Origin of the sequence: Klebsiella sp. C360, assembly GCF_048822415.1 — a bacterium.
GTDB classification, from domain to species: Bacteria; Pseudomonadota; Gammaproteobacteria; order Enterobacterales; family Enterobacteriaceae; genus Klebsiella; species Klebsiella quasipneumoniae.
In genome coordinates, this window is record NZ_JBMEZZ010000001.1 from 1 (window position 1) to 13,602 (window position 13,602).

Consider the following 13,602-nt stretch of genomic DNA (forward strand, 5'->3'; position numbering starts at 1 on the left):
ACAAACGAGAACAACGGCTAAGACGAGTTGTAGCCGGCCGCCAGGGCCGGCGGGTGTCAGGCGCTCTGATTGTCCAGCTGAAGCTGCCCCTCGCGCCGCTGCTTCAGCTTCCAGAAGGCCCACAGCGCGATAAACCACAGCGGAGAAGCCAGCAGCGCCAGCAGCGTGTCCGGGTCAAAGATCATGATGAAGATGGCGAACGCGAAGAACAGCAGGCTCACCCAGCTCATCGCCACGCCAAAGGGCATCTTAAAGATCGAACCGGCGTGCAGGTCCGGACGCTGACGGCGATAAACCAGATACGCCACGAGGATCATCCCCCAGCTGAACACCACCATAATCGCCGCCAGGGTCGAGACGATGGTAAACAGGGTCATCACATTCGGCACCAGGAACAGCAGCAGCGTACCGATCAGCATACAGAAGCAGGAAAACAGCAGGCTGCGCACCGGGATACGGGTGCTGCGCGACAGAATACGGAACTGCCAGTGCGCATGCTTCTCCACCGACAGGCCGTACAGCATGCGGGTGCTGGAGAAGACCCCGCTGTTGGCCGAGGACATCGCCGAGGTCAGCGCCACGAAGTTAATCACCGCCGCCGCCGCGGGCAGCCCGGCTTTGGCAAACAGCGTTACGAAGGGGCTGGTCTCCGCCGACACTCCCGGCCAGGAGGCGACAGCGATGATCACCACCATCGACAGCAGATAGAAGATGATAATCCGCAGCGGCAGGGCATTGATCGCCTTGGGCAAAATGCGCTGTGGATCGCGGGTCTCCGCCGTCATCGTCCCCAGCAGTTCGATGCCGGTAAAGGAGAAGATCGCTATCTGGAAGCCGGCGAAAAAGCCGGTGATACCGTGAGGCATAAAGGCCGTCGGGTCGGTGAGATGGCTCAGAGAAGCCGTCACGCCGTCCGGAGAGGTCCAGCCGGTGGCAATCATCCAGCCGCCGGTGGCGATCAGGGCGATAATGGTGATCACCTTGATCAGGGCGAACCAGAACTCCGCCTCGCCAAACATCTTCACCGACAGCAGGTTGAGCAGGAACAGGATAGCCAGCATGCTGAGGGCCGGCATCCACGCCGACAGCTCGGGGAACCAGTACTGCATATAGCTCCCGCACACCACCACGTCGGCGATACAGGTCACCACCCAGCTCAGCCAGTAGGTCCAGCCGAGATAAAAGCTGGCCTGCGGTCCGAGATACTCGCCGACAAAGTCGGCAAACGAGCGGTAGTCATGGCGGGTGAGCAGCAGCTCCCCCATCGCCCGCATCACCATATAGGTAAAGAACCCGACCAGCACATAGATAACCAGAATCGAGGTGCCGGCGACGGCGATGTTGCGCCCCGCCCCCATAAACAGCCCGGTGCCGATGGCGCCGCCGAGGGCGATCATCTGGATATGGCGGGCGCCAAGTCCGCGCTTAAGCTGTGACGCGCCTTCACCTCCGGCGGCAGATGGCGCCTGATGTTGATGTTCAGTCATGGTGTTTCCTCAGGCTGGTTGCGGGAGGCGAAGCGCCGCGGCGCGGAGCAGCAGCCCGGCGCGCTGGCCGGTGGCGACCCCGGCATTGGGAAAGAGGATATAGGGGGCCCGGGCCTGCACCACCCACCGTTTCTCTGTCTGGCGGGCGATCTCATACCCTGCCGGGAGCGCGGTGAAGTTCTCGACGTTGGCCGCCAGATTGAGCGTAAATTCCCCTTCGCGCTTGATGATGCTCTCCTCGACCAGGAAGTAATCCACCGGCGCTTTGTCGCGCGGGGGCAGCGGCGCGTCAGAAATCCAGGCCCGGATCGCCGCGTCGGCGGCGGCGAACAGGCTGAGATCGTTGGCGCCGAACGGCATCACTTTTCCCAGCTCAAGGGTGGCGCTTTGCGCGGCGAACTTTTCGCAGGTGAAATGAGTGAAGGTGCCGCCCGCTTCGGTATGGCGCACGATGGCGTCCATCCCGCTGGTCTGCAGCAGCTGGTAGAAGTCGGGCGAAAAATCCTCCGCGTGGGCCGGGAGCAGCGCAAACTGGCGATACAGCGACCCGCGAATGGCGGTATGCATATCGAGATGACTGCGGCTGACCGGCCCCGCCGCGTCGGCGGCGCGATAGAAGGCCTGCACCGCCTGCTCGAGGGCAAAAGCCCGCCGCGACTCATTGCCCGGGGAGACCGCCAGATGGCGACCGCCGAACAGGCGATTGAGGTCGTTGTGCAGATAGCGACGCGCGGCGCGGATCGCCGGCAGGTTACCAAAGACGATCAGCAGCGCCTGGGTGAGCGGCTGCCGCCCCTGGCTCAGATCGTGGGTCAGCTGCAGCAGCAGCTCGGTCGGCGCGGTCTCATTGCCATGGACGCCAGCGGAGAGGATCGTCGCCTGACGCCACGGCGTGGACGGCAGCAGCTGCAGGATGCCCTCGCCCAGCCAGCGGGCCTCGATGTCCGCCGGAAAGGTCCACCCCTGCAGGCGGCAGTGCAGTAAATCGTTAACCAGATGCTCCATCTGCCGCTCCTTAACGCTGAAAATCATAGACAGGGCCCAGACGCAGGATCTGCGTCAGCTCATCCAGCGCCTGATAAACCTCGCGCAGCAGCTGCGGGTCCGCCAGATCGCGGGCGTGCAGCCGGTCACGGTAGTGTTTTTCCACCCACGCCGTCAGCTGCTGATAACGCTCGTCGTTCATCAGGCTGTGGGCGTTGACCGCGTCGCGCTCCGCCTCGTTGAGCACCACCCGCAGCCGCAGGCAGGCCGGGCCGCCGCCGTTGCGCATGCTTTCCCGCAGGTCAAAAACAGCCACTTCATCGATCGGCGAGGCGCTGTCAGCCGCCAGGTCGCCCAGGTAGCGCCAGACGTTTTCCCGCTGCCGGCACTCCTCTGGCACCACGATCAGCATCTTGCCGTCGGGTTTGCTCAGCAGTTGGCTGTTGAACAGATAGGAGGCCACGGCGTCATCGAGCGACACCCGCTCGTCCGGCACTTCCACGCTGGTAAACGGGATATCGAGACGGTCGCTTTTTGCCCGCAGCGTCGCCAATACTGTCGACTGATCGACAAACGCCTGCTGATGGTGGAACAGCACATGGCGATTGCTGACCGCGATAACGTCGTTATGAAACACGCCGCGATCGATAGCCTGCGGCGCCTGCTGGGCAAACACCGTATAGCGCGGATCCAGCTGGTGCAGACGGGCCACCGCTTCGCTGGCCTCCAGGGTCTGCCGCGCCGGATACTTCACCGGGGCGATGCCGCCGCTGGCGCGTCGACCGTAGACAAACAGCTGCACGCCCTGACGATCGTACTCCCGGCAGAAGCGGTTATGGTTGGCCGCCCCTTCGTCGCCGAGGTCGCCATGCTGCGGCAGCGCCGCGTGGTGGGCGAAGAAGCGCGGATCGGCGAAGGTGGCGCGCAGGATCGCCGAGGTGATGGGCGCCTCCTGCATGCGGTGCAGCTTATTGTTCAGGTTGGCGACAGTGAAATGGACTTTGCCATCGGCGCTGTCCGCCGACGGCGAAACGGTCGCCGCGTTGGCGGTCCACATCGACGAGGCGGAGCTGAAGGCGGAGAGCAGCTGCGGCGCCGCCTGGGCCGCCTGGCGGATGACCTGCTCATCGCTGCCCTCGAATCCCAGGTCGCGCAGCAGGCGCAGGTTCGGCCGCGGCTGCGGCGGCAGGATCCCCTGCACGAATCCGCGATCGGCCAGGGCTTTCATTTTATACAGCCCCTGCAGCGCGGCCTTTTTAGGGTTAGAGAGACCATCGCGGTTATTTTGCGAGGCTTCATTGCCGACGGAGAGTCCGGCGTAGTGGTGCGTCGGGCCGACCAGGCCATCAAAGTTAGCTTCAAAACCAGACATATGTCCTCACAGGATCCGTTATCAGAATGGCAGGCCCGGCGATACGTTCGCCGGAAGCGTCAGCGTGTCGCTGACCAGAGAGGCCATCGGCCAGGCACAGTAATCGGCGGCGTACCACGCTGCCGCCCGGTGGTTGCCGGAGGCGCCCACCCCGCCAAACGGCGCTTTACTGGAAGCGCCGGTCAGCGGCTTGTTCCAGTTGACGATCCCGGCTCGCGCCTCGTCCGCCAGCTGGTCAAACTGCGCCGCATCGCGGGAGATCAGCCCCACAGCCAGGCCATAGCGAGTCTGGTTGGCGAGGCGAATCGCCTCCGGGAAGTCGTCGTAACGGATAACCGTCAGCAGCGGACCAAAGTACTCTTCATCCGGCACCTCGATACCGGTGACGTCGACGATCCCCGGGGTCAGCACCGTGGAGTGCGGGTCAGGCTGGCGCATACGCAGCAGCACCTTGCCGCCGAGCGCCTCCAGTTTCTGCTGCGCCGCCAGCATGTTCTGCGCCGCCTCAAGGGAAATCACCCCGCCCATAAACGGCGCCGGCTGGTCATCCCATTTCCCGGCGCGGATCTGCGCGCTGGCCTCCACCAGTCGCCGCAGCAGCGCATCCCCCTGCTCGCCGCGCTGAACGATCAGCCGGCGCGCGCAGGTGCAGCGCTGTCCGGCGGAGATAAACGCCGACTGGATAATCACATGCAGCGCCGCATCGACATCGGCCACGTCGGCCACGATCAGCGCGTTGTTGCCGCCCATCTCGAGGGCCAGCATCTTCTCCGGCTGACCGCCGAAGTAGCGATGGAAATGGAAACCCGCCGCCGCGCTGCCGGTGAACAGCACGCCGTCGATATCGCGGTTTTCCAGCAGCGCCTGGCCGGTGGCTTTCCCGCCCTGCAGCAGGTTAATCACCCCGTCGGGGACGCCCGCCTGCTGCCACAGCTGGACCGTCAGTTCCGCAGTGGCCGGCGTCAGCTCGCTGGGTTTAAACACCACGGTGTTACCGGCGATCAGCGCCGGAATGATATGCCCGTTGGGCAGATGGCCCGGGAAGTTGTAGGGACCGAAGACCGCCATCACGCCGTGCGGCTTGTGGCGCAGCTGCGCTTTACCGTCCGGCAGCGTCGACTCGTGAAAGCCTGTCCGCTGGTGATAGGCCTCGACGGAGATGGCGGCTTTGCCGATCATCGCCTGCACTTCGGTGCGGGTCTCCCACAGCGGCTTGCTGGTCTCCCGGGAAATCAGGGTCGCCAGCGCCTCTTTGTGCGTCTCCAGCAGCGCGGCGAAACGCTGGACGACGTCAATACGCTCGGCCAGCGGGCGGTGCGACCAGGGATAAAACGCCGCCCGCGCCGCGGCGCAGGCCGCCTGGACGTCGTCGGCCCCCGCGCTGGCCGCCTGCCACAGCAGAGATTGATCCTCCGGGGCCAGTTTACTCATCGTAGCGCCGCTGCCCGGCTGCCACTGCCCGGCTATGAACTGTGCTTTTACCGCCATGATCTGTTTTCCTCTGGGTTCAGGGTTACCGTGTAAACGCGGTCGGTTTCAGTGACCTGCAGCGCATCCAGCGCGGCGGCGTCCAGTGAGACCTGCTCTTCGTGGGCCACCAGCAGCGCCCGAAAATTGTCGAACTGACCGTTGGCGACCAGCGTCGGCGCCGACAGCGTGCCCGTCAGCTGCTGAGCCGGCAGGCACTGGCAGTCGCGCACGGCGCGGATCTGATCGGTCTCCGCCTCCAGCACCGGACCGGCATCGAAAATATCCACCGAGCCGCGCCAGCTGAACCCCTCTTTCTCGAGGATCGCCCGCGCCGGGGCGGTGTTGGGATGCACCTGACCGATGACCTGACGGGCATTCTCCGGCAGCAGCGAGATATAGATCGGGTACGCCGGCATCAGCTCGGCAATAAAGGTTTTCATGCCGGTGCCGGTCAGCCGGTCGGCATCGGCGAACGGGATCTCGAAGAAGTGATGGCCCAGGGCATCCCAGAACGGCGACTGCCCTTGCTCATCGCTGCAGCCGCGCAGTTCGGCAAACAGGTGCGGCGAAAACCACTCGCGGAAGGCGGCGATAAACAAAAACCGCGCCTTGGAGAGCAGCAGACCGTTGCGGTTGCGCTGATACCCGGGGTCGAGAAACAGCGTACACAGCTCGCTGTGACCGGTGTGGTCATAGCTCAGATTGAGCAGCTCCTGAGGCTTATAGACTCCCAGCGCTTTCGAGGCGCGGACCGTTTTCTGAATGCGAAAATTGTAAAACGGCTCGTCCAGGCCCACCGCCACCTCAATGGCGCTGACCCCCACCACCCGCTCCAGCGCGGTGTCTTCCAGCACAAACAGAAAGCCTTGCTGGCCGCGCGGCAGCGCGCCGGCGAAGGTGTCAATGCTGCGGTGTATCCGGGCGGCCAGGCGCCCGGCATCATGGGGTAAAGAGGTCATGCCGACCCCCGCCCGCGCGGCAAGGCGGACGATGTCGTCAAGATCGTTTTCCCTTACGGGACGAAATAGCATCACAGGCCGTCCTCCCGGTTAGCGGGTTAAGCGGGCAACGGCGCGATCAAGGCGCACGAAGGCTTGCGCAATATCCGCCAGCGGGATATTGAGCGCCGGCGCGAAGCGCAGCACGTCCGGACCGGCAATCAGGGCGATCACCCCCTCTTCCGCCGCCAGGTTGGTCAGGGTTTTGGCCTTCCCGCGCAGCGGTCCGGCCAGCTCGGCGCCGATCAGCAGACCGGCGCCGCGCACGGCGCTGAACGCATCGTAGCGGGCAGAGAGGGCATTCAGCTGGTCGACGATCAGCGCATGGCGCTCGCCGACCCCCGCCAGCAGCGGCGCATCCAGATGGGCCAGCACGGCGTTGGCGACGGTCGCCGCCAGCGGGTTACCGCCGAAGGTGGTGCCATGGGTGCCTGGCTGGAAGACCTGCGCCCAGGCCTCTTTCGCCAGCATCGCGCCGATCGGGAAGCCGCCCCCCAGCCCTTTGGCGCTGGTGAGGATATCCGGGACGACGTTGTAATGCTGGTAGGCGTAGAGATGGCCGGTACGCCCGGCGCCGGTCTGCACCTCATCGAATATCAGGGTGGCGTGATGGCGATCGCAGAGGGCGCGCAGCGCCTGGAGGAACGCCGGGTCCGCCGGGATCACCCCGCCTTCGCCGATAATCGGCTCGACGATCACCGCGCAGGTACGTGAGGAGATCGCCGCGGTGACCGCCTCGATATCGTTATAGGGTAGATGGGTAATGCCCTGCGGCAGCGGCGCATAATCGCTGGAATATTTCGGCTGGCCGCCGACGGAGACGGTGAACAGCGTGCGGCCATGGAAGGCGTGGTTGAAGGCGATGATTTCGCTTTTTTCACCGCCGAACTTATCGTGGGCATATTTCCGCGCCAGCTTAAGGGCCGCCTCGTTCGCTTCAGCGCCGGAGTTGCAGAAGAACACCTTGTCGGCAAAGGTGGACTGCACCAGGGTTTTCGCCAGCTGCAGCACCGGTTCGTTGGTATAGCCATTGCCGATATGCCACAGTTTCGCCAGCTGACCCTGCAGGGCCTCAGCCAGCGCCGGGTGGGCATGGCCGAGGGCGTTCACTGCGATGCCGCCGGCCATATCGATATACTCTTTCCCCTGCTGGTCCCAGACGCGGGAGCCCGCCGCCCTCACCGGAATAAACGGCGCGGGGGCAAAACAGGGAACCAGGTAAGCGTCAAAATCTTCGCGAGTCATACTGCCTGACATCATTCATCTCCGGAACGTAAGACGACGGAAAACGCTCCCGCCGCGTTGGACAATCGACATTAACCCTGACCCTCGGCTTATTTTGGGCACGAGCGCGCCCGCTGCGATGGTAAAAATATTCACCACAGAAAACTTAAGCCCTATTATTTTTACGGGTATTTGTTAATTCATGGTTAACGCCATGTTGTTGTGTGGGCTAATGCTGGCCTGTGAACAATAAGATTGTCAATATGGGGAAACGCAATTTATTCACTTTTTGAAGATCATCAAGATAATGAAAAACATAGAAAAAATATTTTCTTATGCACTTAAGTGAATAAAAAGTGAATTAAAATGCACAGCTTGCGGGTGGTTCTCGTGCGTAGTTATTCACTAAAAAATAAAATTTCTAACAAAAATTTAAAAATCGGAATTGCCGTCAAATACCGCTTTATAAAATTGGTGATACCATTCATTGCACAGAGTTTACTGCTGTAGCTATTCCACGGTTTTACACGACATAAATAACACTGAGAAACAGGACTCTTATGGAAAAGTTATCTTACGCATCTGAAAGTAGTACATCTCCATGGACCACCTACCTGCGCCAGATCGACCGTGTCGCGCCTTATCTTGGCGATCTTGCCTACTGGGTGGAAACCCTGCGCCATCCGAAGCGTGCGCTGATCGTCGACATCCCTGTGCAGATGGACGACGGCACCATTCGCCACTTCGAGGGCTATCGCGTTCAGCACAATCTTTCGCGTGGGCCGGGTAAAGGTGGTGTTCGCTACCATCCGGATGTTGATCTTAACGAAGTCATGGCACTTTCTGCCTGGATGACCATTAAGTGCGCCGCGGTCAATATTCCTTACGGCGGGGCCAAAGGCGGCATCCGCGTCGACCCCTTCTCGCTGTCGGAAGGTGAACTGGAACGCCTGACTCGCCGCTATACCAGCGAAATCGGCATTATCATCGGGCCGCAGAAAGATATTCCGGCGCCGGACGTTGGCACCAACGGCAAAGTGATGGCGTGGATGATGGACACCTACTCCATGAACCATGGCACCACCATCACCGGCGTGGTCACCGGCAAGCCGATCCACCTCGGCGGCTCCCTCGGTCGTGAAAAAGCCACCGGACGCGGCGTGTTCGTCACCGGCCGGGAAGTGGCCCGTCGCGCCGGCATCGAAATTGAAGGCGCTAAAGTGGCGCTGCAGGGCTTTGGTAACGTCGGTAGCGAAGCGGCGCGCCTGTTCGCCGGCGTCGGCGCCCGCGTAGTGGTCATTCAGGATCACACCGCCACCCTGTACAACGAAGGCGGGATTGATATGACCGCCCTCACCGCCTGGCAGGCGGAGAAAAAGCAGATCGCCGGTTTCCCGGGCGCCCAGGAGATCGATAAAGAGGCGTTCTGGACCACCCCGATGGACATCCTGATCCCGGCGGCGCTGGAAGGGCAAATCACCCGCGAGCGCGCTGAGAAGCTGAGCTGCAAACTGGTGCTGGAAGGGGCTAACGGCCCAACCTATCCGGAAGCGGACGATGTGCTGGCCGAGCGCGGGGTGATCGTAGTGCCGGACGTTATCTGCAACGCCGGCGGGGTGACCGTCAGCTACTTTGAGTGGGTGCAGGACATGGCCAGCTTCTTCTGGAGCGAAGAGGAGATCAACGCTAAGATGGACCGCATCATGACCGACGCCATTATTCACGTCTGCGATAAAGCGGCCGAGAAAGAATGTACCCTGCGTACCGCCGCCTATATCGTGGCCTGCGAGCGCATCCTGATGGCGCGTAAAGACCGCGGCATCTACCCGGGCTGATCCCCGTCAGGAAGTGAATCAGGGGTGGCATTGCGCCGCCCCTTTTTTTTGCCGTCGCGCCGTCAGCCGCCGGTGGACCACAGCACTGGCCATCCCCGACGCTGCGCCTCCGCCAGCAGCCCCGGAGAGGGATTCACCGCGCAGGGGTGGCCGACCGCGGCGAGCAGCGGCAGATCCGAGATATGATCGCCGAAGGCGTAGCATGCCGCCAGCGGCTGGCCCTGTTCCTGCGCATAGCATTGGGCATGCGCCGCCTTGTGTTCGCCGATGGCGGTCCGCCAGAGCTCGCCGGTATAGCGGTCATCCACCACGACCGGCTCTGAGCACAGGGCATGCTCCACCCCCAGCGCCGCCATCGCCGGCCAGAGAATGTCGGTCATCGACCCGGAGACAAACACCACGTCATCCCCCCGCGCCTGGTGCTGCCTGAGGCGCGCCGCCACCTCGCGGTGAAAACCATATCCGCCTTCGCGATACAGGCGCTCGGCGACCGCCCGCACCCGGGGGCGCGACTCGTGGCGAAACAGCGAGTAATAGTAGCGGTTGATCGCCTCCCGCGGCTGACCCGCTTCGCTGAGTGCCTGCAGCTGCCGGACAATCGCCGCGGCCGTCAAACCGCACTGCAGCGGATATTCCGCGGCATAGCGGTGCAGAAACAGGAACATACTTTTGCCGGTAATCAGCGTTTCATCCACATCAAAAAAGGCGATGCTCATCCCCGTCCCCCTGCTCAATACTGACCAGATAATGTTGATGGCACTGCGCCGCCTGCTCGCACTCTTTGCGAGTGATGTAGTTAAGGTCATAGACGCTGAAGCTAAAGCCAACTTCCGCTTTGCGGGTGCCGGTCTGGTCAAACCCCACCGAGCATTCACAGGTGAAGCGGCCATGGGCTGAACTTTTGCGCGACACCACGTTGAGGACGATGGTCACCGGCAGCGGAAAAACAAAGCAGGAAAAGGCCACCTGCAGCGAGCTCAGGGTAAAGTACTTCTCCGCCATCGCCACGCCGGCCTCCGCCAGCAGGAATTTTTCCGTGGTGGCGATGATGGTCTGCCGCGCCGCCTCGATCAGCACCATCCCCTGAATATGTTGCCCGGTCTGGTGGTCGCAGAGCAGCTCCGAGGCATCCTGCAGGATCAGGCGCGCGCAATAGCTATCCTCATCGCGTTTTTCCGGCGAGGTGATGAGGATATTCGCTTTTTTACGTTTATGTACCAGCCGCTGATGATCGCGATTGTTTTGATAATAGAGATCCTGCAGATTGACGATCTGGCGCATTGTGTCCGGATAGTGCTGACGAATAATGCAGATGGTGCGGGAGATGTCGTCGAGCTGTACCCCCTGACCGATAACGATTTTATCGACCCCGGCCAGCTCGCCGCTCCAGACAAACCGCTCAAACTCATTCACCGTCAGCACATTCTCATGCCGCCGGGCAAAATCGGTAAATTTCTCACCCACCACAATTAATTTTTCCATGGCGCTTGTCTCCTCAGATCGTTTTCACCAGTAACGCAATCCCCATCCCGCCGCCGATGCACAGCGACGCCAGGCCGGTCGGTTGATTCTCCCGGCGCAGCGCGTGCACCAGGCTGACCACAATCCGCGTCCCGGAACTGCCCAGCGGGTGGCCGAGGGCGATCGCGCCGCCGTGGACGTTCAGCCGGGAAGCAATCTCCTCCTCCGTCATCTGATGCGCTCTGGCCAGTCCCTTGACCACCCCCAGCACCTGCGCGGCAAAGGCTTCGTTGATCTCCAGCCGGGCCATATCGCTGAGCTGAAAACGCCCGCGGCGCAGGGCGCACGCTATCGCCGGCAGCGGGCCAAGCCCCATCATGGACGGGTCGACGCCGCCCTCGCCAAAGGAGACAATCTCCGCCAGCGGCTGCAGGCCATAGCGGGCAACAGCGCGCGCCGACGCGAGGATCACCGACGCGGCGCCATCGTTCAGCCCGGAGGCATTGCCCGCCGTGACGCTGCCGTCGGCGCGAAAGGCCGGTTTCAGCGCCGCCAGCTGCTCGGCGCTAAGATCATGGCGGATCGGCTCATCCTCGCGGACCGTGCTGACGCCCCGCTTCGCGCTGACCGTCACCGGCACCATCTCATCGGCAAAATAGCCGGCGCGGCTGGCGGCGGAGGCTTTGTGATGGCTCTCCAGGGCATACTGGTCCTGCGCCGCGCGCGAGATCTGCTCCTGCGCGGCGATGGCCTCCGCCGTTTCCCCCATCGGGATCTGCAGCAGCGGATCGGTTAATCCGTCGCGCTGGATCACATCCTCACTGCTGAACGCGCCGAATTTCATCCCGCCCCTTATCTCTCCCCGCAGCAAAAACGGCGCCTGACTCATATTTTCCATTCCGCCGGCGACCACCAGGTCGGCATAACCGCTCTGGATATGGATCGCCCCTTCGGTCAGGCTTTTCATGCCGCTACCGCAGATCATATTCAGGGTGTAAGCCGGCTTTTGCACCGGGATCCCCGCCAGCAGCGCAACCTGACGCGACGGTCCCATCCCCTGCCCGGCGGCAAGGACGCAGCCGCAGATCACCTCATCGATCCACGCCGGGTCAATGCCGGCCTGCTGCAGGTTGTGCCTGACGGTGAGCGCGGCCAGCTCCACCGCGGAGACCGTTTTCAGGGCGCCAAGAAAGCGCCCCACCGGCGTACGGCAGGCCGCGACGATATAGACTTTGTTCATGATTATTCCATTACGTAGAGCGAGGAAAGATACTGCCGTGTCCCGGCTTCGCTGCCGGTAAAGCCCACATAGCCATCGGGATTGACCACCGCATAGTCATCGGGGCCGATCTGTAGCGCTTCGAGAAACGCCTCGTCCGCCGGTTCGAGGGGGCAGAATATAAACCAGCCGGCCTGCTTCAGGCGGGACATAGGAGGACAAGCGGCGCGGGCGGAAAAGATCACCACCTTACCGCTGGCGAAGACGTCATAGCTGTTGCGAAACATCGCCTGCGGCGAGGCAAAAACGTACCAGGGAACATGGTGCCCTGCCAGGCCGTCCGGGTGCTGCGCCTGCGTCGCGGTGAAGCCGGCGTACTGCAGCGGCAGCTGGTGACGATAGTAGTGACGGTTGCAAAACTCCGGAAAGTAGACCCCGTCGATATGATTTCTCGGCACCAGACCGGCAATCAGGCCGGTATCGCGATCGGTGGAGCGCAGTACACCGCTCACCGCCGCGAAGCGCTCGGCGCGATAGGACGCCGGCAGTCGGTCAGTGGCCACGCCGTGCAGATAGAAAGCCAGCTTCCAGGCGAGGTTCACCGCATCCTGGACGCCGGTGTTCATCCCCTGCCCGCCAATGGGACTGAACAGGTGGAAGGCATCTCCCGCCAGCATAATATGATGCTGCAGATTGTCATCGGCGATGCGGTTATAGAAATTGGCGCTGGAAGACCAGGTGAGCGTCTGCGCCGGCGGCACCTGAGGGCAGTAGCGCGCCAGCGCGGCGTTGATCTCCTGCAGGTCCGGCACCGGACGCGGCGTCGGCAGGCGCCCGGCTTTTTTAATCACGATCCTGACCTGATTGTCCGGCATGGGCAGGAAAATCAAAAAGCCCTGCTCATCAATATGGTAGGAGGTTCCCGGGAGCGCCGCCGCGCGGTCGAATTGCACGTCCGCCATCACAAAATGCAGCGGATAGTCATGACCGCTAAAGCCGATCCCGGCCAGCTCGCGGACGGTGCTGGCCGCGCCGTCGGCGCCGATAATATAGTCATAAGCGGCGGAACAGGCCCGGCGGGCATCGTCGAGCAGGGAGACGTGATAGCGTTCCCCCTCCCGGCGCCAGGAGACCAGCTGGTGCCCACGTTTGACCTCCCGCCCGGCGTCGGCCAACGCCGTTTCGAGGATCTTCTCCGTCCGCGGCTGCGGGATACTGACATGGAAGGGGTAGCAAGTGGCGAGTCGGCGGTTATCGATATGCAGAAATTTGCGGTTTTTATAGTAAGCGTAGACTGACTGAACCTGCTTTCCCTGGGCGATCAGTTCCCCGGCAAGGCCTAAGCCGTGGAAGGCTTTAATGGTCGCCGGACTGACGCTCAGCGCTTTGGACCAGGTGGTGCTGTGGGTATTTTTATCAATGATATCAAAATCAATTCCATACTTATTCAGATAGCAGCCAATGATTAACCCTACCGGGCCGGCGCCAACAATGAGTACTTTTTTCACGATCGAGCCTCTCTGTATGCCCCGTGCGGGGCATACGCTTGTTG

11 protein-coding genes and 1 pseudogene are annotated in these 13,602 nt (G+C 62.2%); 2 read left to right on the forward strand and 10 right to left on the reverse strand.

Annotated features, from left to right (window positions below; genetic code table 11):
• Positions 1–56: 56 nt before the first annotated feature.
• The 6 genes from ACOI7D_RS00005 to ACOI7D_RS00030 are packed head-to-tail and all read right to left on the reverse strand — an operon-like array spanning position 57 to position 7,568.
• The gene (locus ACOI7D_RS00005) at positions 57–1,487 is read right to left on the reverse strand and encodes an amino acid permease (RefSeq protein WP_032452677.1); all 1,431 of its coding nucleotides are present in this window, start codon (positions 1,485–1,487) and stop codon (positions 57–59) included.
• 9 nt (positions 1,488–1,496) lie between these two features.
• Entirely contained in the window at positions 1,497–2,492 is a 996-nt protein-coding gene (gene astE / locus ACOI7D_RS00010) for a succinylglutamate desuccinylase (protein ID WP_109547407.1), read from the reverse strand.
• 10 nt (positions 2,493–2,502) lie between these two features.
• A complete protein-coding gene (gene astB, locus ACOI7D_RS00015) occupies positions 2,503–3,843 on the reverse strand; it encodes an N-succinylarginine dihydrolase (protein WP_050534162.1) in 1,341 nt (446 codons plus the stop codon).
• Between the two features lie 21 nt (positions 3,844–3,864).
• Positions 3,865–5,331: a succinylglutamate-semialdehyde dehydrogenase gene (gene astD, locus ACOI7D_RS00020; RefSeq protein ID WP_023289481.1), complete on the reverse strand. Its 1,467-nt coding sequence runs from the start codon at positions 5,329–5,331 to the stop codon at positions 3,865–3,867.
• Positions 5,322–6,344, reverse strand: a complete 1,023-nt coding sequence (astA, locus tag ACOI7D_RS00025; protein ID WP_162543128.1) for an arginine N-succinyltransferase — start codon at positions 6,342–6,344, stop codon at positions 5,322–5,324. Before astA ends, astD begins: the two co-directional genes overlap by 10 nt.
• Positions 6,345–6,362: 18 nt before the next feature.
• The gene (locus tag ACOI7D_RS00030; RefSeq protein ID WP_023289479.1) at positions 6,363–7,568 is read right to left on the reverse strand and encodes a bifunctional succinylornithine transaminase/acetylornithine transaminase; all 1,206 of its coding nucleotides are present in this window, start codon (positions 7,566–7,568) and stop codon (positions 6,363–6,365) included.
• Positions 7,569–7,737: 169 nt separating this feature from the next.
• On the opposite strand from ACOI7D_RS00030, the pseudogene ACOI7D_RS00035 reads away from it, so the two are divergent.
• Both ACOI7D_RS00035 and ACOI7D_RS00040 read left to right on the forward strand, forming a co-directional pair.
• A pseudogene (locus ACOI7D_RS00035) lies at positions 7,738–7,884 on the forward strand (hypothetical protein).
• A 211-nt stretch (positions 7,885–8,095) separates the two neighbouring features.
• Positions 8,096–9,370, forward strand: a complete 1,275-nt coding sequence (locus ACOI7D_RS00040) for a Glu/Leu/Phe/Val family dehydrogenase (protein ID WP_032452671.1) — start codon at positions 8,096–8,098, stop codon at positions 9,368–9,370.
• Positions 9,371–9,432: 62 nt separating this feature from the next.
• On the opposite strand, the gene ACOI7D_RS00045 is transcribed toward ACOI7D_RS00040, so the two are convergent.
• Genes ACOI7D_RS00045 through ACOI7D_RS00060 form a run of 4 tightly spaced genes read right to left on the reverse strand, consistent with a single transcriptional unit; the run spans position 9,433 to position 13,558 of the window.
• The gene (locus tag ACOI7D_RS00045) at positions 9,433–10,086 is read right to left on the reverse strand and encodes an HAD family hydrolase (RefSeq protein ID WP_048297416.1); all 654 of its coding nucleotides are present in this window, start codon (positions 10,084–10,086) and stop codon (positions 9,433–9,435) included.
• Positions 10,067–10,852, reverse strand: coding sequence for an AfsA-related hotdog domain-containing protein (locus ACOI7D_RS00050; RefSeq protein WP_023289476.1), 786 nt, complete (start codon positions 10,850–10,852; stop codon positions 10,067–10,069). The genes ACOI7D_RS00045 and ACOI7D_RS00050 overlap by 20 nt, the downstream gene beginning before the upstream one ends.
• A 13-nt stretch (positions 10,853–10,865) precedes the next feature.
• Positions 10,866–12,071, reverse strand: coding sequence for an acetyl-CoA C-acyltransferase (locus ACOI7D_RS00055; protein ID WP_109547409.1), 1,206 nt, complete (start codon positions 12,069–12,071; stop codon positions 10,866–10,868).
• 2 nt (positions 12,072–12,073) lie between these two features.
• A complete protein-coding gene (locus ACOI7D_RS00060; protein ID WP_087827646.1) occupies positions 12,074–13,558 on the reverse strand; it encodes an FAD-dependent oxidoreductase in 1,485 nt (494 codons plus the stop codon).
• Positions 13,559–13,602 lie beyond the last annotated feature (44 nt).

Coding starts and splice junctions, on each gene's coding strand:
- ACOI7D_RS00005 (WP_032452677.1), bottom strand. CDS start 1,487: ATGACTGAACATCAACATCAGGCGCCATCTGCCGCCGGAGGTGAAGGC.
- astE (WP_109547407.1), bottom strand. CDS start 2,492: ATGGAGCATCTGGTTAACGATTTACTGCACTGCCGCCTGCAGGGGTGG.
- astB (WP_050534162.1), bottom strand. CDS start 3,843: ATGTCTGGTTTTGAAGCTAACTTTGATGGCCTGGTCGGCCCGACGCAC.
- astD (WP_023289481.1), bottom strand. CDS start 5,331: ATGGCGGTAAAAGCACAGTTCATAGCCGGGCAGTGGCAGCCGGGCAGC.
- astA (WP_162543128.1), bottom strand. CDS start 6,344: ATGCTATTTCGTCCCGTAAGGGAAAACGATCTTGACGACATCGTCCGC.
- ACOI7D_RS00030 (WP_023289479.1), bottom strand. CDS start 7,568: ATGTCAGGCAGTATGACTCGCGAAGATTTTGACGCTTACCTGGTTCCC.
- ACOI7D_RS00040 (WP_032452671.1), top strand. CDS start 8,096: ATGGAAAAGTTATCTTACGCATCTGAAAGTAGTACATCTCCATGGACC.
- ACOI7D_RS00045 (WP_048297416.1), bottom strand. CDS start 10,086: ATGAGCATCGCCTTTTTTGATGTGGATGAAACGCTGATTACCGGCAAA.
- ACOI7D_RS00050 (WP_023289476.1), bottom strand. CDS start 10,852: ATGGAAAAATTAATTGTGGTGGGTGAGAAATTTACCGATTTTGCCCGG.
- ACOI7D_RS00055 (WP_109547409.1), bottom strand. CDS start 12,071: ATGAACAAAGTCTATATCGTCGCGGCCTGCCGTACGCCGGTGGGGCGC.